A 22,240-nucleotide genomic window follows, 5' to 3' on the forward strand; every position below is an offset into this window, starting at 1 on the left:
CTTCTGACCTGCATAAAGCGAATATAGAACTATGTTCCTAGCAATCAGAGAAATCACCACAGCGCGCGGCCGTTTCGCGCTCATCGGCGGCACGGTTGCGCTCATTACCCTTCTGCTCGTGATGCTCTCCGGTCTGACGGAGGGCCTGTCCAAGCAAAATACTTCCGCGTTGGAGTCCCTGGAAAAGGAATACCCATATATCTCCTTCTCCACCGAGGAACCCTCCTTTAGTGAATCCGAGATGCACGCCGGCGATATCGCCAGCGACGGCATTCCGCTCGGCGTAGCGCAGACCAAGCTGGAGGGGCACGGCGGCGTTGCCGTCCTCAGCCTGCCGGCCGGCACCCAGGTTCCGGGTACCGATAAGACCATCCCGGAGCAGGGCGTGCTCTTGCCAGAGTCCATCGACGCGACCGATACCGTCACCCTAGGTAGCGCCGATTTTTCGGTGGAGGACACCATCCCAGAGACGATGTATGCACATTCCGAGGTGGTATGGGCATCTACCGAAACCTGGCAGCGCATCAGCCACGCTCCGCAGGGCGTGATTGGTACGGCAGCGCTATATAAACAAGAGGTTCCTGGCTCCGTGAAGGTGTCCAAGTCTTTTTCCGGCTTGGCGGCCTATCAGTCTGAGCGCGGCTCGCTGCTAACCATGCAGGGTTTCCTGTACGGAATCTCCGCGCTGGTCACCGTCGCTTTCCTGACCGTATGGACCATCCAGCGCACCCGTGACCTGTCCATCTTGCGCGCGCTCGGCGCTACCGTGCGTTACCTCTTGCGCGATGCCCTGGCACAAGCCGCCATCATCTTGGCCGCCGGCACTATTGCGGGCGCCGTCGTTGGTTGGGTGCTCGGCGCGCTTGCTTCCGGCACCGTGCCCTTTGATGTTTCCCTGCGCACCATCGCCGTTCCCGCGGTTGGCATCTGGGCTCTCGGCATGGCCGGTGCCCTTATTGCTACCCGCCGCGTAGCTAAAGCCAACCCACTCGATGCCCTTGGAGGAAATGCTTAACATGTCCACCATTCTTGATATCCGCAACGCTACCGTGACCTACCAGGACGGCGAGACAACGACTACCGCTCTAGCCGAGGCCTCTCTCAACGCCGAATCCAATACGCTTACCGCCATTGTGGGTGAGTCCGGTTCCGGCAAGTCCACGCTGCTTTCCGTCGCCGCCGGGCTTATCACCCCGGACTCCGGGTCCGTGCAGGTGGATGGCACCCGCTCGATCATCTTCCAGCAGGCCAACCTGCTGTCCTCGCTCAATGTGCGCGACCAGCTGCTTATTATGGACCACATCGCTGGCCGCAAGCTGCGTCCGCAGCGCGCCGATGAGTTATTGGAGTTTGTCGGCCTAGCGGGAATGGGCAATCGACGCATGGGTCAGTTGTCCGGTGGTCAGCGCCAACGCGTCAATATCGCCCGGGCGCTGATGGAGCAGCCAGACCTGCTCTTGGCCGATGAGCCTACCTCTGCGCTTGATTCCCATCTCTCGCAGGAGATCATCCGTCTTTTGCGTGATGTCACCCAAGAAATGCAGACCGCCACCGTGCTAGTGACCCATGATCGCTCCTTGCTGAATTTTGCTGACCGCGTGGTAGAGGTCAAGGACGGTCACGTTTCTGAACAGGAGAAGGTTTCCGTGCTCAGCTAGCGTTGCATGGCGAGCAGCCGTGCGATTGCCTGCGGCACGGCTGCGGCAATCTGGGAGGCGGAGCAAATCCCAAAGCCGTCCGGGGTGTGGGCGGCAATGGCGGCAGCATGCTGGTGTATGGCCGCGGCATGGAGGATTTCCAGAATGATCGTCTCCGCACTTACTTCAGCGATATCCAATTGCGCGAGCGTGGCGCCGAGGATGCCAGAGAGCACGTCACCAGAACCGGCGGTGGCTGCGTAAGAATGCCCAGCGTTCATGCCGTAAATTTTCTGGCCTGGGGCCGTGACCGTGGTGATCCGGCCCTTGTGCAGGATGAAGCAGTCGAGCGCGTCGGAAAGCTCGCGCAGGTGCACCCCGAGTCCCTTCGAAAGATCAAGTTCGCGGCCGAGAGTTGCCGCGTAGAGCCGCTCAAATTCCCCGGCATGCGGGGTCAGGACGGCGCAGGGATGATCGCGTACGAGTTCGCGCAGATCCCCACAGGTAGAAAGTATGGTCAGCGCATCGGCGTCGATAATCGTGGGCAGTCTGCGTTCTAGCACGGCGCGCAATTCGGCGGCCGCCTCCGGTCCGGTGCCTCGCCCTGGGCCTACGACCCAGGCTTGGGCGTGGACTTTTTCTTGGGCGCTGGCATGGGGCACTACCTCCGGCAGGCTCGTGACCACGGAGTCATTGCCCACGACGCGAACCATGGACGGCGTGGCGCGCACCGCGCCTGTGGCGGCGAGAATGCCCGCGCCGGGAAAGGTGTTGCTGCCAGCACATACCGCGGTCACCCCGCCGGTGTATTTGGTGCTTTGAGCCCCCGGAGTCGGATCCAGAATCGGGCCCGTGCAGCCCACCGCCTTCGGGGCGGTAACTAGGCCTTGTTCTCCGGAAAGCACCGGCTCAGTCGGCCACTGGTAGGGCAGGGGGATAGTGGGTTCATTGGCGATATAGCCCACCGGCTCCGCGGTAGCGGAAAGCTCTTCTGCAAAGGAGCGCGGGGCGCCGGGCAGGAGCAGATCGCAGAGCACCACCGCACCGCATGCCGGGGCAAAGATATGTCCGGCACGGGCCCAGCCAAAGCTAATGGTCACGTCTGCCTCTACGGCATCGGCTGCGGCTACGCCGGTATCGGCGTTAATTCCCGAAGGAATGTCCACAGCTAATACCGGCACCCCACGCTTCTTGGCCTCGGTATAGGCCCTCAGTGGGGCACCGGAAAGGCCGCGGGTGGAGGCGAGGCCGGCGACGGCGTCGATAAGCAGATCGGCGTTTCCTAGGTCGTGCGCTATGGTTCCGCCGGCCGTGGCAAATGCGTCTAGCGCGGGTTCGTGTGCGGCATCCGCCGCGAGGATAGCCACTACTGAATAGCCTTCCTCCGCCAAGAAAACGCCAGCATAGAGGCCATCGCCGCCGTTGCCGCCTGGCCCGACAAGGATAGTTACGCGCCGATAAGAGCCGAGCATGTTCGCGGCCGTGGCCGCCACGCCTCGTGCGGCCAAGCGCATGAGCTCATCGTCAAAGTTCTGCTGGGCTAGAAGGGAACGCTCTGCCGCGCGAACGGCGGCAACGCTATAGGCATGTCGCATATTCGCCAGGATAGGCCTTTAAGGAGCCGGTTGGCAGGTCGGACACCAAAATAGGTTGCGTCCCTCCATGACCTTTTCTGCCACCGGGGTGCCGCAGATATAGCAAGGTAGGCCGGCGCGGCGATAGACGTAGACCTCGCCGCCGTGGTCATCCTTGCGCGGTTCGCGGCCCATGGCCTCGGGGGAGTGCTCGGGCCGCACGGTATCGATGCGGCCGTGCTCCACTCCGTATTCCATGAGATCCACCAAGTCCGCCCACGTGGCGTCAAAGGTTTCACGGGAAACGTCCCGGCCCGGGAGGAAAGGGGAGAGGCCGTGACGAAAGAGGGTCTCGGCCCGGTAGATATTGCCCACGCCGGCATAAAGGTGCTGATCCATCATGAGAGAGCCGATGCTGCGGCGCGATTTATGCACTTTGGCCCAGAGTGCCTCCACATCGGCGTCCGCGCGCAGCGGGTCTTGGCCTACCTTGGCTAGCTGTGCGCGGAACTCCTCTTCAGTGAGCAGGCGGCAAAACTGCGGCCCGCGCAGGTTAGCGGCCTCGGCGCCATTATCAATGCGCACCCGGATCTGTCCGCCTACTTCCTCGCGGGGCTCGAAGCGCAGCTTGCCAATCAGGCCTAAGTGAATATAGAGGATATGGCGCGGATCCTGGGCGCTAAAGTGTACGAAAAGGTGCTTGCCGTAGGTCTCTGCCAGCTCGATACGCTCGCCATCGAGAAGCTCCGCCTCCGCTGCGAAGCGCCCCTGCGGGCTGGTCACGCGCAGCGGCATGCCGCGAAAATCGGCGTTGAATTTATTAGCTAGGCGGTGGATGACGTGACCTTCAGGCATAGAACTCAGTCTAACCGGGAAGAATTTTCGGCCAAACCTGCCGCTAACCAGCCCACTTATTCGGGAGGTGACAATAGCGTAAACTCGAAATGCGGAATGATTTAACTCAGGGGAAGGCTTTCAAATCATGACGCAAAAAATCGGCTTTGACCGCGAGAAATACATCGAGCTGCAGTCGAAGCACATCCACGCCCGCCGCGAGGAAATCGGCGGCAAACTCTACCTAGAGATGGGCGGCAAACTTTTTGACGATATGCATGCCTCCCGCGTGCTGCCCGGCTTCACCCCAGACAATAAAATCGCGATGCTGGAGCGCATCAAAGAGGACGTAGAGATCCTCATCTGCATCAACGCGAAAGATATCTCCCGCCAGAAGGTGCGCGCGGACCTGGGCATTCTTTATGAAGATGACCTGCTGCGCCTGGTGGACGTATTCCGCAGCCGCGGATTCTTGGTAGAAAACATCGTCATGACCCAGCTGGAGGAAGGCAACTCCCAAGCCGAAGCCTTCATCGACAAGGCAGAGCGCCTCGGCCTCAAGGTGGCGCGCCACTGTGTTATCCCTGGTTACCCCACCAATACGGACCTCATCGTGTCCGATGAAGGTTTTGGCCGCAATGAGTTTGCGGAAACCTCCCGCGACCTCGTCGTGGTCACCGCGCCGGGCCCCGGCTCCGGCAAGCTGGCTACTGCGCTTTCGCAGGTCTACCACGAGCATCAGCGCGGCAATAACGCCGGATACGCCAAGTTTGAAACCTTCCCTATTTGGAATCTCCCCCTGGAACACCCCGTGAACCTGGCCTATGAGGCAGCCACGGTAGACCTCAATGATTCCAATATTATTGACCACTTCCACCTGTCCGCCCACGGCGAATCCACCGTGAATTACAACCGCGATGTGGAAGCGTTCCCGCTGCTGCGCACGCTTTTGGAAAAGCTCACCGGCACCACCCCGTACCAGTCTCCAACGGACATGGGCGTGAATATGGTCGGCTTCTGCATTACTGATGACGCCGTGTGCCGCGCCGCTGCCCAGCAAGAAATTATCCGCCGCTACTTCAAGGCGCAGGTGGAAGAGGCGCGTGCCGGCTTGGGCACCGAGCAGTCCGAGCGAGCCGCCGTCATCATGGCTAAGGCCGGCATCAAGGTTGAGGACCGCCCTGTGGTGGCGCCTGCTCGCCAGCGTGCGGAAGAAACCGGCGAGCCTGCCTCTGCTATGCAGCTGCACGACGGCACCATGATCACCGGCCGCACCTCGCCATTGCTGGGTTGTTCTGCAGCTATGCTGCTTAATGCGCTAAAGCACTTGGCGGGCATCGATGACGATATCCACCTGCTGTCGCCCGAGTCCATCGAGCCGATTCAAACGCTCAAGACCAAGCACCTGGGTTCCAAGAATCCACGCCTGCACACCGACGAGGTGCTGATCGCCTTGTCCGTGTCTGCGGCGAAGGATGACAATGCCCGCAAGGCGCTGGAGCAGATCAAGGAACTTGCTGGTTGCGACGTCCACACCACCACCATCCTGGGTTCTGTGGATGAGGGAATCTTCCGCAACCTTGGCGTGCTCGTGACCTCTGACCCAGTCTTTGCCCGCAAGAAGGCGCTGTACCAAAAGCGCTAGAATTCTCACTGCAAGGGCTCGTCCTCTCACTTTCACACTGATCTTCCTCACTTACAAAAGTGAGCTCCTCACTGTTAATAGTGAGGAATTGCAGTGTAGAAGTATGGCAATCGACTAGTCACTACAGGCCGTGACCGCACGGTTAGAATTAACGATTGGGGACTGTACAGTTGCGGGCCTAAGATTGGGGCGTGACTATTGGCAAAGTTCTCCTGTATTACTGCTTTACCCCCATCGAAGATCCCACCGCAATCATGCTGTGGCAGCGCACCCTGTGCGAGTCCCTGGGGCTCAAGGGGCGCATCCTCATTTCCGAGCACGGCATCAACGGCACCGTTGGCGGCGATATGGAAGCCTGCAAGCGCTACGTCCGCCAGACCAAGGAATACCCCGGCTTTAAGCGCATGCAGTTCAAGTGGTCCGAAGGCGGCGCGGATGACTTCCCGCGGCTTTCGGTCAAGGTGCGCGATGAAATCGTGGCCTTTGGCGCGCCGGGCGAGCTGAAGGTGGATGAAAACGGCGTCGTTGGCGGCGGCGTGCACCTCAAGCCAGAAGAGGTAAATAAGCTGGTAGAAGAACGTGGCGAGGAGGTCGTCTTCTTTGACGGCCGCAACGCCATGGAAGCGGAGATTGGCAAGTTTAAAAATGCCGTCGTGCCCGATGTGAAAACCACGCATGATTTCATCGAGGAAATCGAATCTGGCAAGTATGACTGGATGAAGGATAAGCCGGTGGTGTCCTACTGCACCGGTGGCATTCGCTGCGAGATCCTGTCCTCGTTGATGAAGAACCGTGGCTTCAAAGAGGTCTACCAAATTGATGGTGGCATCGTGCGCTATGGCGAAAAGTACGGCAATGATGGGCTGTGGGAAGGCTCCATGTATGTCTTTGACAAGCGCATGCACCATGAGTTTGGCCAAGGACTCCAAGACCCCGGCTTCATTCAGCTCGGCCACTGCGTGCACTGCGGTAAGGGCACGAATACATTCCACAATTGCATCAATGAAGATACCTGCCGCCAGCAGGTACTCATCTGTGATGACTGCATCCAGCATGTAGAAACCCAGCACTGCGGTCGGCCGGATTGCGCCGAAGTGGCAGCGCAGCTAGCCAAGCAGGAGAGCTAGTCGCCCGCCGTTTCCCTGCGGAAACAGCCCCACCACCAGTGCTGCCACCCGGTGGTATGCGGGCTGTGCGGTGGATGGATGACACCGGTGGGGGCGTGTAGTTCGCTAACCGGGCTCATGCCGTGGAGCGAGTTGAGGAACCACAGGGGGCACTCGGCGGCGAGCTCGGGGGTGATGGGGCGCGTTTCGGTGTGAATTCCGAGGTCTGAGGCGCGCCGGGCAACTTGGCGCAGCGTGATGCTAGGCAGCGCCAGTCCGGTGGGGAGGATGAGCGTCTCCCCATCCCAAGCGACGAGCGCGCCGGTGGTGGTCTCCACCATGGCACCGGAGGCATCCACGATGGCGGTGTCATCGGTACCGTCTGCTTGGTATTCGGCGCGGAAGCCTGCCAGCGCTGGGAAGTCGGGGCCCTTGACCAAAGGCTGCGTGCGCGGGTCCGGGGCTTGCACATAGGTCAACCGGGTGGTTCTGCGCGCAGGGGGTGCGGGGCGAATATCGAGGCGCAGGTGTCCGCCGGCTAGCGAGATGCGGGGGAAGAGATCGCCGAGACCCACAAGCTGCAGCATCGCGGGTACGAAGCCGGCGGGAAGTGGGCCGGCCACTGATTCGAAGCGCTGGAGGTGCAGGGGGAGGGCATTGGAGTGGGCGTCGGCAAGCATCCGCCAAGAATCCGCAACGTCAAAGGGTCCGGGGTGGGCCTGGCTTGGAATAAAACTGCCCTCGTGCCAGAGGTAGGTGCTCATTGCCATGCCCCCAACACGGATTGGGCCTTGAGGTCGCGCTCCTCCAGCTCGGCGGCCGGATCCGAATCCAGGACGATGGCCCCGCCGGCGCCGATGGTGACCTCACCGGCCGTCCGCACGGCCGTGCGGATAACCACGCTGAGATCGGATTGACCGTCAAACCCCAGGTAGCCCACCACGCCGGAGTACACACCGCGCGGTCCCGTTTCGAGTTGGTCAATGATCTCGCAGGTGCGCAGCTTCGGCGCGCCCGTCATCGATCCGGGAGGAAAGGTGGCGCGGAGGGCATCGACCGCGGTGGCACTGGCGCGCAGTTGCCCGGTAATGGCGGAGACCAACTGATGGACGGTGGCATAGCTTTCTACCTGCATCAACTTTGGCACGCGCACGGTACCGGGCTCGCATACCCGGGAGAGATCGTTGCGCAGTAGGTCAACGATCATGAGATTTTCGGCCCGTGTCTTCGGGTCCGTGGTCAGCAGCGCGGGATCCTGGTCGGTCGAGATAGTGCCCTTAATCGGCTTGGCCTCTACCTCACGACCGCGCACGGTGAGGAAGCGCTCGGGCGAGGCGCTGCAGACCTCCACACCATCGAAGACGAGGTGTGCGGCATAGGGGGCGGGATTGTGCGAGCGCAGTTGGGGATAGAGATCGCCCTCGGCCGCGGCCGAGTAGGTATCGGTCAGGCAGACCTCGTAGCTCTCGCCGGCGTGCAGGAATTCCTGGGCGCGTTTAATCCGCTCCAGGTAGCCGGGGCTGCGCCAGGAGCCCGCGCTTAGCGACGCCCCACTGTCCTCCCCCGTAGGCCGTGGTTCCTCCGCACCCAAGGCGGCTTCCAGGCGGTTTAGCAATTGCTCGGCGCCGTCGCCGGCAAGGCAGCACAGGTGCGCTATTTCTGCGTGGTGGTCATAGACGATGAAGGACTGCGGCCGCACAAAATAGGCATCTGGGTAAGGGGAGCGGTGGCTAAGTTCAATCGGCAGGGTGAGCTGGGCGCATTCGTAGCCTAGGTACCCGATGACCCCGCCGGTAAATGGGAGGGCCGGTGCATCGATGATGCGGGTGGCGAGCTCGCGGTCGAGGAGGGTGAGGATATCGGGGGCGTCGCCAAGCTGGTAGCGGAAAGAGCGACTCAACGCGCCCGCGGTATCGCCGAGGATGGAATAGCGCCCGCGGGGATCCGCGGAGTCGAGGAAGAAGGCATCGTTGCCCTCGGCGCGCAGGGCGGCAAAGACCCGTGGGCAGTCCACCGCGCCGGGCACCTCGCGGTGGAGCAGGCGGAAACCGCCGAGGAAATTGCGCATAATATCCCGCCCGTATTGCGTGAGCACCGACTCGGGGTGGAATTGCACGCCCCAGTGCGGCAAGCCATCGACCTTGAGGGCTTGGATGACGCCGTCTTCGCTGCGGGCATGGACGGTGATACCGGGGGCCTCCTCTATATGCAGGGAGTGGTAGCGCACCACCTCGAAGTGTTGCGGGATTCCGGCAAAGATACCTTCGCCCGAGTGACGGATGGTGGAGACGAAACCGTGGCGCGGCTGCGGCGCCGGCGACACCTGGGCGCCGGCTAGCAGACCTAGCCCCTGGTGGCCAAGGCATACGCCCAGCACCGGAATCTCGGCCGCGGCCGCGGCGGCGATAATGCCCCGGGCAGCACCGAAATCCTCTTCGCGTTCCGGCGTGCCCGGGCCAGGAGAGATCACCACGTGGGAAAATTCGCCCCCATGGACGCGCTCGGCCAGGCCTTCCGCTTCACCGGCGGCGATGACGAGTGGTTCGCGTCCGGCTACCTCCGCGATGAGGTGGGCAAGGTTGAAGGTATAAGAATCGTAATTATCAAGCAGGAGGATCATAGGGAGGCGGAAAGTTTCTACGCGGCGGCCGAGTCCATGAGGAACAGCTGGATATCGGTGATAGTCCACAGCATGAAATTGCAGGCCATTACCCAGAAAATGGCCATCCAACTGCGCCACCGCAGATAGCGGTGCAGCTTGCGCACCATGATGATGGCGCAGCCGATCATGCCGAAGAACGGAATGATCGGGGTGGTCAGGCTAAAGAAGGTGCGCTGCCCGTCGGTGCAGAGCCACGCGGCGGTGCCGTCCTCGCACAAGGGGCCGCCGGAGAGCCGGGTGACGAGCGCGACCGCGAAACCATAAAGCGCGGAGAGAACCAAAACGCCGATCATGTACCAGATGGCCTGGCGGGTGGAGCGGCGGTTAGCAGCGGCAATCGCTAAAGGGTCTGGCTCATCGGCCAGCTCATCAAAGCTCTGCGGTTCCGGGCGGCGCAGATTGGCATAGTCCGCATCGGAGGTCAGGTCGTTTTCGGGATGCTCTGGTCGCAGGCTCATGCCCCAATCTTAACCGCAGGATGGGTGGACCAAGATAGGCACCCGAATATGCGGCAGCAGCTCCGTGGCGGTAGATCCCAAGAATACGCGGGCGATGGGGCCCTGCGGGGTGGAGGCCATGAGCATGAGATCGCCTTTCTTCCACTTGAGCGAATCCACCGCGCCGCCCCAGCCCGCGCCGGAACCAATTTCAGAGGTGACATCCAGCTCGGGGAATTGCTCTTGGATGCAATCGCGGGCGCGGTCCAGCATTGCGAGGGAATCCTCGAGCCACTCGGCCGTGAGCTTAAGCGCCATATCGTGCTTATCCTTGGACGGCGTATTGAGCAGACCGTTTGCCGAGAAGGCAAGCAGGCGCAGCGGCAGGTTCCAGCGGTTCGCGAGCTCCGCTGCGGCAAGCATCTCATGATCTTCGCGCGGGCTGCGTTCAGTAATGGCAAAGTTGAAGCGGGTGACGCCGTGCTTGGACAGCTTCACCTTGCGGGGCACCAAGCCCAATGGTTGAGGGGAATAATGCAGCAGGGTATCGGCCGTAGAACCAGCAAAGAAACGGCCCTTCGGCGCCGCCTGGTTGGGGCCTAAGATGATGAGGTCTGCCTGGAACTTCTTGGCCATCTCCGTCAGTAGCTGGGGGCGCGAAGGCCCGTCGACCAAGAGGGAAGGCTTATCATCCCAGCAGCTGCGGGGTACGCCGGCTTCATCGAGGGCGGCATGGGTAGCGGCCGCGCAGGCTTCCTTTTGTGCTTTAAACCATTTCTTATATTTTCCGCCCAGCTTGCTGAGGGAGGTAGTAGTCCACGGCTGGAACACGGTAGAGATGACCCGTACCTGGGTAGTGGCGGTACGGGAAAGCCACGCGGCACAATCTAGAGCCTCGGTGCCGGAGGAAGAAGGGCTCCAAGAAATGAGGATACGAAGGGGTTTATCGGCCGAGCCCTTGTTCAAGGCTGGCAGATGCCCATCGGAAGAATCAGTTGCCATACGGAGTGAACTAGTGAGAGATTACGGTTTTCGTTTTCTCAATTATCACGTTAAGGCCAAGAAAAATGAAATCACCGCGGGTAAAACTAGCGCTGTTCGCCGTTCATTGTGGGGCGATAGACATCAGCGAGCTTGGAGATGACGGTGGCAACGTCGTTCGCGGTCTCCAAATCCTTCGGCTCGAGCCACCGCATGATTTCTGCTAGGGCGGAAGCGCGCTGCTGCGAGACGATGGCTAGTTCGGATTCGCCTAGTTGCGTCAGTGCTACCAAGACGCCGCGGCGGTCCTCTTCATCGCGGTGGCGTTCCACGTAGCCGCGGCGCTCTAGCTGGTAGAGCGCGTTGGAGGCGGTAGGCATGCGGATAAGCTCTGCCTGCGCGATAGTGGAAACGCGCGACGGTCCGCGCATACGCAGCTGGTTCATGATGGACACCTGGGAGGTGGTCAGTGAAGAGCCCTCCGCCGTGCGCTGGAAAATAAGAATGAGCTTATTGAGCGACGGCTGGATGGAACGCGCGACCTCGACGGCATCCTCGTACGTAGACGGGGATTGAGCGGGGCCCTTCTCCTCATGTTGCTGCGTCATAGAAAACGATTGTATAGCCCGTTTTCCCTGTGCGGTAGTTCGGAAGTTAAAAAATTAGTTTCCGGCAATAAAGTCTTCTAACTCGGCGCGTGCCACGTCATCGGCCTTTTGTACCGGCGGGGATTTCATCAAGTAGGACGAGGCGGCCAGTACCGGGCCCGCCACCCCGCGGTCGAGGGCAATCTTGGCGGCACGCACCGCATCAATGATGATACCGGCGGAGTTAGGCGAGTCCCAGACCTCCAGTTTGTACTCCAAATTCAGAGGTACTTCGCCAAAGGCAGAGCCTTCCAAGCGGACATAGGCCCATTTGCGATCATCGAGCCATTCCACGTAATCGGAAGGCCCGATGTGAACGTTGCGGTCCTCCCGCTTGCCGGCGATGGGCGAGTTGTGCAGGTTAGAGGTTACGGCCTGCGTCTTGGAGATCTTTTTGGATTCCAGGCGCTCGCGCTCGAGCATATTCTTAAAATCCATATTGCCGCCCACATTGAGCTGCATGGTGCGCTCCAAGCGCACGCCGCGGTCTTCAAAGAGCTTCGCCATGACGCGGTGAGTAATGGTGGCGCCCACCTGGGACTTAATATCATCGCCCACGATGGGCAGCCCGGCGTCTTCGAACTTCTTCGCCCATACCGGATCAGAAGCAATAAAGACCGGCAAGGCATTGACAAAGGCGCAGCCGGCATCGATGGCCGCCTGGGCGTAGAACTTATCCGCTTCTTCAGAGCCCACCGGCAGGTAGGAGACTACGACGTCGGCGCCGGACTGGCGGAGTATGGCGGGGACGTCGGCAAGCGGGGCTTCCGATTCCGCGATGGATTCTTGGTAGTACCGGCCGAGGCCGTCCAGGGTAGGACCGCGCTGCACGGTAACGCCCAGCTCAGGGACGTCGGTAATGGAAATGGTGCAGTTGCGGGAGCTGCGCGTAGCCTCCGCTAGGTCCTTGCCTACTTTGTCTGCATCCACGTCGAAGGCGGCAACGAATTCCACATCGCCTACGTGGTACGGGCCAAACTGGGCGTGCATCAAACCGGGAATATCTGCATCGGCCGCGGCGTCGCGATAAAACTCCACGCCTTCAATGAGGGACGTGGCGCAGTTGCCGACGCCCACGATGGCGACCTTTACTTTTTCGGACACGGTCTACTCCTTTAACTCCATGAGTTGTGGCTGTCAGTGACTGCGCAAGAGTAAGCCGAAAATTATGCCCTACGGTGGCATAACACCATGTGGATCGATCAAGAAGAGGTAATTAGGATGATCCGGGTGAATTCCGTTGCCTATAAGCATGTGCTCTCCCACGAGTGGGAGCGCGCCCACCACCTGCGCGAATTTCGCGCCGGGCAGCTCACGCGGGAGGACGTGTGCGATGCTGACTTTTTGCTGCGCGCCGCAGCTGAGCACCACGGGCGCACCATGGATAAGGAATGCCCCGTGTGCGGCGAGCCTTTGCGGCTTACGCGCTGGGTCTATGGCGAGAACCTCGGCCGCCGCGCCGGGAGTGCCCGCAGTGAGAAAGAAATAGCGGAGTTTGTAGCCGAGGGCTTGGAGTTTACAGTGCACGAGGTGGAGGTATGCCGCCAGTGCCGGTGGAACCACTTGTTGCGTTCTGCTACTGCATTTAACGCGTGTTAGTTTCCAGCGCACCGCCTTAGGCAGTAAGCTGCAATTATTTAGTTTGTGATCAGGGATGAATGAGGACACGAATCAGTGACCGAGAAGGAATCTACCGGCAAGTCCACTAAGGTGGCTCGCCCCAGCAAAAAGCAGGCGACAAAGAAGCGCCGCATCTGGCCGTGGGTCGTTTTGGCGTTCCTACTGGTCTTTGTAGCACTGCCCGCAGGACTTTTTGCCTACGCATACTCGCAATACTCCGTTCCGGAGCCGAAAGACCTGGCCAATAACCAGGTCTCTACCATCTATGCGGGTGATAATCAGACCCAGCTCGCCCGCTTGGTGCCGCCGGAAGGCAACCGCACCCACGTGCAGCTGGATGAAATCCCGGAATACGTGCAGGACTCCGTGCTGGCCGCGGAGGACCGTGACTTTTGGGATAACTCCGGCTTCTCCTTCACCGGCCTCGGCCGAGCCGTGGTGGGTAAGGTAACCGGCAATGAAGATGCTGGCGGCGGTTCCACCATTACCCAGCAGTATGTGAAAAACACGCTGGTGGGCAACGAATACTCCTACGTGCGCAAGATTCGCGAGCTCATCTACTCGGTGAAGATGACCAATGAGTGGGATAAGGAGGATATTCTCAACGCCTACCTCAACACCGTGTACTTCGGCCGCAATGCCTACGGCATCCAGGCGGCATCCAACGCCTACTTTGATAAGGACGCCAAGGACCTCACTCCGGAGGAAGGCGCCATGCTCGCCGGCCTCATTCAGTCCCCGTCCGGCCTCGACCCACGTGTGAACCAGGAGGGCTCCGAGGACCGCTGGAACTACGTCCTTGATGGCTTGGTGGACATGGGTGACCTCACCCAGGAACAGCGCGATGGCATGGTCTTCCCAGAGACGCGCGACCCAGCTGAGTACTCTGCCTACACCGAAGCCCCAGGCGCTAATGGCCACATCAAGGATCAGGTCATCCGCGAACTGGAAGAGGTAGGCATCACCGAAAACGAGGTGTCCACCGGCGGCCTGCGCATCACCACCACCATCGACATGAATGTGCAAAACAACACCATTCAGGCAGTCGATGACCAGATGGCTCCGCTGCAAGAGGATGCGCGTGCGGCTTCCGTGACCATCGATCCGAAGACCGGTGCGGTCCGTGGATACTTTGGCGGCCACGATTCCAATGGTTGGGACTACGCCAACTCCCCGCTGCAGACCGGTTCTACTTTCAAGATCATGACCCTTGCGGCCGCCCTGCAGCAGGGCATCAGCCTAGATACCAATTACTCGTCCGCTCCGTACCAGCTGCCTGGCTCGGATGTTGTCACCAACGTGGGCGGCGGCTGCGGCGTATGCAACCTGCGCGAGGCTACCAAGCAATCCCTGAATACCTCCTTCCTTCGCCTGCAGGAGGACCTCAAGAACGGCACGCAGGACACCGCAGATATGGCGCACGCCCTTGGCGTGGCTAAGTCCCTGCCGGGCATTGAAAAGACGCTGACGGAAAACGGCAAGCAGCCATTCGAAGGCATTGTTCTGGGCCAGTACCAGTCCCGCCCGCTCGATATGGCCACCGCAATGTCCACCCTGGCCAACCAGGGCGTATGGCATAACCCGCACTTTGTGCAGCGCGTAGAAAACGCTGCCGGCGAAGTGCTGTACGAGCACCCCGAAGACGAGGGCGAGCGCCGCGTATCGTCCAACGTGGCTAATAACGTCATCGAAGCCATGGAGCCGGTGGCCGCATGGTCTAATGGCGCCCTTGCCGGTGGCCGTGTTTCCGCCTCCAAGACCGGTACTACTCAGATGGGCGATACCGGCAATAACAAGGATGCCTGGATGGTCGGTGCCACCCCGCAGCTGGCTACCGCCGTGTGGGTAGGTACCGCGGATAACACCTCCGCCATCTTCGATCAGTACGGCGGCATCATGTACGGCGCCGGCGCGCCAACCAAGATTTGGAAGGCCGTGCTGGACAACTCCCTGGCCAACTCCGAATTCCAAAACTTCCCGGCTGCCTATCCGCTGGGATTCGGCAACATGGGCGCCGGAACGGCCGCTCCGGCCTATGACCCGAGCTGGGATAGCGGCGCTGGCGATACCCAGGACTACGAGGCCCCTGCCGAGCAAGCAGCTCCGGAAGAGGAAACCAAGCCGGCTCAGCCGGAGAACAAGCCGGAGAGCCCGAAGCCTGCCCCGAAACCGCAACGCGGCAATGGCAATAGCGGCAATGGTGGCAATAGCGGTAATAGCAACCAGGCACCGGCCCAGCCAGAGGCGCCGTCGTTGGATGACCTCATCGGCCCCGATAGCGACTTGGCAGACCTCCTAGGGTAGGCAGCAGTGACAGCGAATCCGCACCAGCGCATTCCCGCCTCCTCAGAACCCTTGGCCCGCGGGGTAATTGAATTCCTCGGCGGGCCAAGGGGCCGTTTTGCCGGTGTACGCCGCACCCAGTGGTGGACCCCGCTGCGCGCCATAATCGCCGTCGGCTGGGTTTTCCTGGGGTGCGGATTCCTCTCGAAGGCTAATTGCGCCGGCGGCACCCGCGGTGATGACGGGGTCATTAGCCTGAATTGGGCGGGCAACCGCCAATACACCTCTTTTTGCTATAACGACATCATCCCGCTCTACGGCGGCCGTGGCCTCGATGAAGGGGGCTTCCCCTATGCCTATTCTTGGCAAGAGGGTGACCTGACCCGCTATATGGAGTACCCAGTCCTCGCAGGCCTATTCCAGGGGTTGATGGGATGGATCGCCCGCAATACGTACTCTCTGGTTGAGTGGGTCGGCATCCCGGAGGCCGGATGGTACTTCGGCCTGACCGCCTTGGTCATGGCGTGCATCTGGGTAGGCGTGCTCTACATGGTCTACCTGCTGGTGGGCAACCGCACTTGGGACACCATCCTCGTCGCCGCCAGCCCCCTTGTCATCATCCACGCCTTCAGTAACTGGGATATCCCCTCCATTGCCTTTGCCGTAGGTGCGCTCCTGGCCGCTGCGCGCAAGCGCCCTGCCGTAGCGGGTGTTCTCATCGGCCTTGGCACTTCCTTTAAGCTGTGGCCGCTCTTTCTCTTGGGGGCGTTCCTGGTCTTGGCGGTGCGCAATCGTCGCTGGCCGCAATTTTTCTACGCTTTGCTCGCCGCGGCCGTGACCTGGATCGTGGTCAACGCGCCGGTGGCGCTGAAGTACCCGGAGGCATGGCGCGAATTTTTCCGCCTCAACCAAGAGCGCGGTGCGGAGTGGACCACCATCTATTCGGTGCTTAGCCGCAATACTGGGATTAGCTTTAGCCCAGAGTTTCTCAATACCTTCAGCTTGGTAGCGTTTTTGGCTCTCTGCGCGGCGATTGCGGTGCTGGGCCTGCGCAGCTCGCGGACCCCGCGCATGGCAGAGCTGGTTTACCTCATCGTGGCAGCCTTCTTACTGTTCAACAAGGTGTGGTCGCCCCAGTATTCGCTGTGGCTGGTGGTACCTGCGGCTCTAGCCCTGCCACGCTGGCGCTTGGTCTTTAGCTGGGCGCTTGTCGATGCCCTGGTGTGGCCCCTGCTCATGTGGCACATGCTGGGAACAGACAATAAAGGTATTCCGCACGAGCTGCTTGACGTTGCGATTATCTCCCGCGACGCCCTCATTATCGCCATGGCTGTCCTCGTTATTCGCCAGATGTGCGGAAAAACCACGGATAAGGTGCGCGATGCGCACGCCGGCCGCGACCCCTTGGCAGGAGCATTCGCATGATCGTTACCTATATCGGAATGGCATCGATCTTCTTGGGATTCCTCTGCGTGATGGCAGCCTTCTGGCTCTTCCACAATCGGGAGGAGCGTCGCGGGCCCATCGTGCTGGGGCTTTTGGCCATTCTTTTCCTCACCATCATTCCGGCGACGGCAGCTGTGTTTTTCGCCGCAACGACCACTGGTTAGATTTCTTTTCGCCGGTCATTTGCGGTACTGTAGTGGGGTTGCTTGACGCAACGTACCCTCCTGCTGCATCCGCAAAGGTGATGCAGCCGAAAACTACTAGACCATAGGAGGTGATGAGGTCCGTGCGTCACTACGAAGTCATGATCATTCTGGATCCTAATCAGGATGAGCGCACCGTAACCCCGTCCCTGGATAAGTTCCTCGAAATCGTCCGCCAGGAAGGCGGCAAGGTTGAGAACCTTGATGTATGGGGCAAGCGCCGTCTTGCATACCCCATCAACAAGAAGGAAGAGGGCATTTATGCCGTCGTCAACCTGGAGTGCGAGCACACTTCGGTTGCCGAACTCGACCGCCGTCTGAACCTGAACGACACCATCCTGCGTACCAAGGTTCTGCGCACCGACAGCAAGTAACGGATACTGGGATCAAGCACAATCCACGTAACCGATAAGGAGTAAAGACATGGCACAGGGAGATACCAATATCACGGTGGTAGGCAACATCGTTGCTGACCCCGAGCTGCGCTTCACCCCGGCGGGTGCGGCAGTAGCTAACTTCCGCGTCGCCTCCACCCCTCGTCGCTATAACTCGCAGACGAATCAGTGGGAAGACGGCGAAGCTATGTTCCTGACCTGCAACGTATGGCGTCAGGCAGCGGAAAACGTTGCCGAGACCATGTCCAAGGGCATGCGCGTCATCGTTACCGGCCGCTTGAAGCAGCGTTCCTTCCAGACCCGTGAGGGCGATAACCGCACCGTATTCGAGATTGACGTCGACGAAGTCGGTCCGTCTCTGCGCTACGCCACCGCTCAGGTAAACCGCAATCCGCGTGAGGGCGGCAATAACTTTGGCGGCGGCCAGCAGCGTTCGAATAACAATAACCAGGGCGGTTTTGGAGGCGGCCAGCAACAGCAGCCGCAGCAGAACCAGGCTCCTTCTGAGGATCCGTGGAACTCCGCACCACCTGCCGGTGGTTTCGGAGGCGCTGATTCTGAACCTCCGTTCTAAGTCTGTCACCCGCAACTATTCAACTAACTCAATTGAAAGGCAGGGATCATGAAGCTGATCCTCACCGCTGCCGTTGAGAACCTCGGCGCCGCTGGCGAAATTGTTGAGGTTAAGGACGGCTACGGACGTAACTACCTGCTTCCTCGCGGCCTGGCCATCGTGGCTACCCGCGGCGCAGAGAAGCAGATTGAGGGCATCAAGCGTGCCCAGGAAGCTCGCGAGATTCGCGACCTGGATCACGCACGTGAGGTCCGCAACCAGCTCGAGCAGCTGACGGATGTCAAGGTAGAGGTTAAGACCTCCGAATCCGGTAAGCTCTTCGGTTCCGTTCAAGCAGAAGACATTGTCAACGCCGTCTCCAAGGCCGGTGGCCCCAAGCTGGATAAGCGCATCGTTGTGCTTCCTAAGGGCCTGGTCAAGAAGACCGGCAACTACCAGGTCGAGCTGAAGCTGCACGCTGATGTTATCGGCAAGGTGAACTTCTCGGTCGTTGCTGCCTAACTAGGCGCACGACGGTCCATATAGACCCAAAGACAACAGCAACGCTTTAGGCCTCAAGTTCCCGCTATGTGAGGTGGCAGGAACTTGGGGCCTTTAGCGCGTTTTCACCCGGCTGTGGATAACTGTGGAATTCTGTGGATAACTCTTTGGCAATTTAACTCTATGTTTACGTGGAGGCCTTTTTATTAACCCGCAGGTCAGGCCGCTTATCCACGCAAGGTGTGCCTATTTTCACACCTAGAAAAACATGCCCTGAGCTGGGATTTTGATTTGTGCAGGTCATAGAGTTTTGGAGTTATCCACAGGCCTATGCAGGGCAAATATGGGCAAAGGCTCTCGCGACCTGCAATTTTCACAGCGCCCTGTGGATAACTGTGGAAGTTTTGCCCAGGGGGTGGTGTTTGGGCACTAGACTACACTGAGATTCCGATACGCTCGCTCGCTCGAATAGCTACAAGGGGGAAGACATGACCAACGCCAGTTTTGATGATGAACACCTGCCACCGGAGCCGCCGCCGGAGGAGGAACCGGCCCCACGCCGCCGCTATCAGCAGGAAGAGCCAAAGCGCTATGGCGAATTCCGCCAACCCCCCGCGGACCGCGAAGCGGAGCAGGGTGTTCTGGGCGCAATGTTGCTCAGTCCCCATACGGTGATGGAAGTCATTGAGGAGCTGGAGCCAGAGGATTTCTACTATCCGGCGCATACGTTGATTTACCGCGCCATGCTGGATCTATATTCCGAGGGCAAGGACGTCGACGCCGTCATTTTGGCCTCCCAGCTCGACCGCTTTAATAACCTCGAGCGCGTTGGCGGTGCCCCCTATCTCCACACGCTGCTGGCCACGGTGCCCACGGCTGCAAACGCTCGCTACTACGCCGAAATCGTCGCGGAAAAGGCAGTATTGCGCAAGCTTGTGGATGCCGGCACGCGCGTAGTACAGCTCGGATTTTCCGGCACCGAAGACGCAGAAATCGAGTCCGTGCTGGACCGTGCGCAGCAGGAAGTTTTCGCCGTCGCCCAGCGCAAGACGGCAGAAGATTACCGAGTCCTGGGAGACCTTATTGACCCGACCATTGATGAGCTCGCTGCCCTGCAGCAAGCCGGCGGCGTGGAGCTAGGCGTGCCTACAGGCTTCATCGACCTCGATAAGTTGACCAACGGCCTTCACGCGGGCCAGATGGTCATCGTTGCTGCTCGCCCTGGTGTGGGTAAATCGACCCTGGCCATGGACTTTATGCGCTCCTGCTCCTTGCAGCACGGTAAGTCTTCGGTGATCTTCTCCCTCGAGATGTCAGCTTCTGAGATTGTCATGCGCCTGCTCTCGGCGGAATCAGAGGTGAAGCTGGCCGATATGCGCGGTGGCCGAGTGTCCACCGAGGACTGGGCAAAGATCGATGAGACCCTCAACCGAGTGCAAGACGCCCCACTCTTCATTGATGACTCACCGAACCTCACGATGATGGAAATTCGGTCCAAGGCCCGCCGCCTCAAGCAGCAGCACGGTCTGGATCTCATCGTCTTGGACTACCTGCAGCTGATGTCTTCGGGTAAAAAGGTAGAGTCCCGCCAGCAAGAGGTCTCTGAGTTTTCCCGTCAGCTGAAGCTTCTGGCCAAGGAGCTGGAGGTTCCTCTCATCGCGATCTCGCAGCTGAACCGTGGACCTGAGGCGCGTACGGATAAAAAGCCGCAGCTTGCGGACCTTCGTGAGTCTGGCTCGCTGGAGCAGGACGCCGATATGGTCATGCTGCTCTACCGTCCCGATTCCCAGGATCGCGATAATGAGCGCGCCGGCGAGGCGGATATTATCCTAGCTAAGCACCGTGGCGGCCCGATCGATACCGTGCAGGTGGCTCACCAGCTGCACTACTCCAAGTTCGTCAATATGGCGCACGGATAAATTACAGGTCCACCACTGCGTTGGGGTCCCCCAATCGTGGGCCGAGTATGACCAATACCAAGAAAACCGCCGCTGCGGCAAGGGCTAGCCAGCGCCACACAGGGAAAAGGCGTTCGCCGCAGAGGCGGGCGAACGCCGCGCCGATGAGAGCGCCCAGGGTATTGAAGAGAAGATCATCAATATCCGTGCGCCCCAAGGCGAAGACATACTGGCACACCTCCAGCACTAGGCTCAGGCCAAATCCCCACGCCGCAGTAGTTTTAATGGAACGGCACAGACTAAACACCAGCATTCCAAACGGGATAAAGAAGGCTGTGTTTCCCACGTACTCAAATAGCGGGCCAAACCAGCTGCCGCCGGAGAATTCATCCAGTGGCACCCAGCGCAGTTCTCGCGCACGCTGATTTTCCGGCTTCCACAAATAGCCGATCTGGTAGAAAGGCTTGAGCGTGGTCAATGCGACCATAACGGCCGTCCACGCGGCGAGGGAGAGCCTACTGAGCAAGAGCTATTCCTTTCTGCTCGGGCAGACTGAAGGCGGCGGCAGCCGCAATGGCAAACGCTGCGGCGAATACAACAAATAACCAGGCCGTCCCACCCGCAGCAAGCAGTGGCGGGACAATAAGTGGCGCTGCAATGGATGCTAGCCTACCGAAGCCTGCTGCCGCTCCCGTACCACGCCCTCGCAGTGAAGTGGGATACAGCTCCGGACCGATGGCATAGAGGGCTCCCCAAGCGCCGAGATTGAAGAAGGAGAGCAGACAACCAGCCAGGATGATCAATGCTTCCGTAGCTGCTGCTCCATATAGGCCGGCCGCTGCTGCCGAGCCGAGCAGGAATACCGCGAGGGTTACCCGCCTGCCCCAGAGCTCGATGAGCCAAGCTGCCACCGCGTAGCCAGGCAGCTGGGCAAGGGTGATGATGAGGGTGAAACTAAACGACTTCACTAGGGAGAAACCGTCGGCTACTAGCAGAGAGGGAATCCAGATAAAGGCGCCATAGTAGGAGAGGTTTACACAGAACCAAATGGTCCACAATGCTGCGGTCCGCCTTCTTAGCTGCGGACTCCAGATAGACGCTGCGGGGGAAGGTGTGGGGTCTGGGAGGGCGTCGTCCAGCGGCCGATCTTCTGCCGCGGCTTCGAAACTGGCAACGATAGCTTCGGCCTCATCATGACGGCCCTTGGATTCAAGAAAACGCACAGATTCTGGTAGACCGCGGCGCACATAGATTGAATACGCGGCTGGCAGCATGCCAAGGGCCAGGGCCCAGCGCCATCCGGATTCACCCGTGCTCACTACGAAAGTGCCGATGATGGCCGCAAGGATCCATCCCAATGCCCAGAATGCCTCGAGAATGACTACCATCCTTCCGCGGACCCGTCGAGGCGCAAATTCGGATATGAGCGTGGAGGCAACTGGTAGCTCGGCTCCGAGGCCCAGCCCGACGATGAATCGGAAGAAGATGAGAACGGTAAGTCCCCCAGCTAGCGCGGAAGCCCCTGTTGCCAAACCGTAGATAAGCAAGGTGAGAGAAAAGACATTGCGGCGGCCGAATTTATCTGCCAGCAATCCGCCAAAGGTGGCACCGAGCGCCATGCCAAGGAAGCCCGCCGAGGCTAACCAAGAGGTCTGGCTAGGATCTAGATCCCAGTGAACGGCTAGGGCGGCCATGATGAAGGAGATTAGTCCTACATCCATGGCATCAAGCGCCCATCCAAGGCCGGAACCTAGGAGTAGGCGCTTGTGCTTAGAGGTGACGGGAAGGCGATCGAGACGTTCGGTGCGGCTGAGCATG

General features: G+C 60.0%; 22 protein-coding genes. 12 read left to right on the top strand and 10 right to left on the bottom strand.

The window, feature by feature from the left end; genetic code table 11:
• Positions 1–31 precede the first annotated feature (31 nt).
• Positions 32–1,015, top strand: a complete 984-nt coding sequence (locus QP971_RS08665; RefSeq protein ID WP_049377042.1) for an ABC transporter permease — start codon at positions 32–34, stop codon at positions 1,013–1,015.
• Between the two features lies 1 nt (position 1,016).
• Complete coding sequence (locus QP971_RS08670) at positions 1,017–1,658, top strand: ABC transporter ATP-binding protein (RefSeq protein ID WP_284787973.1); 642 nt, start codon at positions 1,017–1,019, stop codon at positions 1,656–1,658.
• Here QP971_RS08670 and QP971_RS08675 read toward each other — a convergent pair.
• Both QP971_RS08675 and QP971_RS08680 read right to left on the bottom strand, forming a co-directional pair.
• Entirely contained in the window at positions 1,655–3,232 is a 1,578-nt protein-coding gene (locus QP971_RS08675) for a bifunctional ADP-dependent NAD(P)H-hydrate dehydratase/NAD(P)H-hydrate epimerase (protein ID WP_049377044.1), read from the bottom strand. The two genes, QP971_RS08670 and QP971_RS08675, sit on opposite strands and share 4 nt — an antisense overlap.
• Before the next feature lie 18 nt (positions 3,233–3,250).
• A complete protein-coding gene (locus QP971_RS08680; protein ID WP_049377045.1) occupies positions 3,251–4,066 on the bottom strand; it encodes an Fpg/Nei family DNA glycosylase in 816 nt (271 codons plus the stop codon).
• 127 nt (positions 4,067–4,193) lie between these two features.
• On the opposite strand from QP971_RS08680, the gene QP971_RS08685 reads away from it, so the two are divergent.
• A complete protein-coding gene (locus QP971_RS08685; protein ID WP_239274357.1) occupies positions 4,194–5,690 on the top strand; it encodes a DUF1846 domain-containing protein in 1,497 nt (498 codons plus the stop codon).
• Positions 5,691–5,881: 191 nt separating this feature from the next.
• On the top strand, positions 5,882–6,817 hold the full coding sequence (gene trhO, locus QP971_RS08690) for an oxygen-dependent tRNA uridine(34) hydroxylase TrhO (protein ID WP_005326978.1): 936 nt from the start codon (positions 5,882–5,884) through the stop codon (positions 6,815–6,817).
• Here the strand turns inward: trhO and QP971_RS08695 are convergent.
• From QP971_RS08695 to QP971_RS08720, 6 genes are all read right to left on the bottom strand, one after another.
• Positions 6,814–7,560 (bottom strand): aminotransferase class IV, encoded by a 747-nt coding sequence (locus QP971_RS08695; RefSeq protein ID WP_284811369.1) that lies wholly within the window; start codon positions 7,558–7,560, stop codon positions 6,814–6,816. The two genes, trhO and QP971_RS08695, sit on opposite strands and share 4 nt — an antisense overlap.
• Entirely contained in the window at positions 7,557–9,416 is a 1,860-nt protein-coding gene (locus QP971_RS08700) for a chorismate-binding protein (RefSeq protein ID WP_284811367.1), read from the bottom strand. Before QP971_RS08700 ends, QP971_RS08695 begins: the two co-directional genes overlap by 4 nt.
• A gap of 17 nt (positions 9,417–9,433) precedes the next feature.
• Positions 9,434–9,916, bottom strand: a complete 483-nt coding sequence (locus QP971_RS08705) for a hypothetical protein (RefSeq protein ID WP_284811365.1) — start codon at positions 9,914–9,916, stop codon at positions 9,434–9,436.
• 9 nt (positions 9,917–9,925) lie between these two features.
• Entirely contained in the window at positions 9,926–10,897 is a 972-nt protein-coding gene (locus QP971_RS08710) for a universal stress protein (RefSeq protein WP_284811364.1), read from the bottom strand.
• A gap of 86 nt (positions 10,898–10,983) precedes the next feature.
• Positions 10,984–11,484, bottom strand: coding sequence for a MarR family winged helix-turn-helix transcriptional regulator (locus tag QP971_RS08715; protein ID WP_005326985.1), 501 nt, complete (start codon positions 11,482–11,484; stop codon positions 10,984–10,986).
• Between the two features lie 54 nt (positions 11,485–11,538).
• The gene (locus QP971_RS08720) at positions 11,539–12,627 is read right to left on the bottom strand and encodes an inositol-3-phosphate synthase (RefSeq protein WP_269953952.1); all 1,089 of its coding nucleotides are present in this window, start codon (positions 12,625–12,627) and stop codon (positions 11,539–11,541) included.
• 117 nt (positions 12,628–12,744) lie between these two features.
• On the opposite strand from QP971_RS08720, the gene QP971_RS08725 reads away from it, so the two are divergent.
• The 8 genes from QP971_RS08725 (at position 12,745) to dnaB (ending at position 20,443) form a co-directional block, all read left to right on the top strand.
• Positions 12,745–13,122: a DUF5318 family protein gene (locus QP971_RS08725; protein WP_034667960.1), complete on the top strand. Its 378-nt coding sequence runs from the start codon at positions 12,745–12,747 to the stop codon at positions 13,120–13,122.
• Positions 13,123–13,197: 75 nt separating this feature from the next.
• Positions 13,198–15,447 carry a transglycosylase domain-containing protein gene (locus tag QP971_RS08730; protein ID WP_204610730.1) on the top strand — a complete coding sequence of 750 codons (2,250 nt, stop codon included), beginning with the start codon at positions 13,198–13,200 and terminating at the stop codon, positions 15,445–15,447.
• Between the two features lie 6 nt (positions 15,448–15,453).
• A complete protein-coding gene (locus tag QP971_RS08735; protein ID WP_284811362.1) occupies positions 15,454–16,851 on the top strand; it encodes a glycosyltransferase family 87 protein in 1,398 nt (465 codons plus the stop codon).
• Entirely contained in the window at positions 16,848–17,036 is a 189-nt protein-coding gene (locus QP971_RS08740) for a hypothetical protein (RefSeq protein ID WP_284811359.1), read from the top strand. The genes QP971_RS08735 and QP971_RS08740 overlap by 4 nt, the downstream gene beginning before the upstream one ends.
• A gap of 122 nt (positions 17,037–17,158) precedes the next feature.
• Positions 17,159–17,449, top strand: a complete 291-nt coding sequence (rpsF, locus tag QP971_RS08745; protein WP_005326996.1) for a 30S ribosomal protein S6 — start codon at positions 17,159–17,161, stop codon at positions 17,447–17,449.
• Between the two features lie 49 nt (positions 17,450–17,498).
• A complete protein-coding gene (locus tag QP971_RS08750) occupies positions 17,499–18,044 on the top strand; it encodes a single-stranded DNA-binding protein (RefSeq protein WP_005325943.1) in 546 nt (181 codons plus the stop codon).
• 48 nt (positions 18,045–18,092) lie between these two features.
• Positions 18,093–18,545: a 50S ribosomal protein L9 gene (gene rplI, locus QP971_RS08755; protein WP_005325949.1), complete on the top strand. Its 453-nt coding sequence runs from the start codon at positions 18,093–18,095 to the stop codon at positions 18,543–18,545.
• 467 nt (positions 18,546–19,012) lie between these two features.
• Positions 19,013–20,443, top strand: a complete 1,431-nt coding sequence (gene dnaB / locus QP971_RS08760) for a replicative DNA helicase (RefSeq protein ID WP_005325950.1) — start codon at positions 19,013–19,015, stop codon at positions 20,441–20,443.
• 1 nt (position 20,444) lies between these two features.
• Here dnaB and QP971_RS08765 read toward each other — a convergent pair whose 3' ends face one another.
• Both QP971_RS08765 and QP971_RS08770 read right to left on the bottom strand, forming a co-directional pair.
• Positions 20,445–20,909 (bottom strand): VanZ family protein, encoded by a 465-nt coding sequence (locus tag QP971_RS08765; protein ID WP_284811412.1) that lies wholly within the window; start codon positions 20,907–20,909, stop codon positions 20,445–20,447.
• A 28-nt stretch (positions 20,910–20,937) separates the two neighbouring features.
• Complete coding sequence (locus QP971_RS08770; protein ID WP_269953949.1) at positions 20,938–22,239, bottom strand: MFS transporter; 1,302 nt, start codon at positions 22,237–22,239, stop codon at positions 20,938–20,940.
• Position 22,240: the final 1 nt, after the last annotated feature.

The sequence above is a fragment of the Corynebacterium marquesiae genome, from assembly GCF_030229635.1.
GTDB lineage: Bacteria > Actinomycetota > Actinomycetes > Mycobacteriales > Mycobacteriaceae > Corynebacterium > Corynebacterium marquesiae.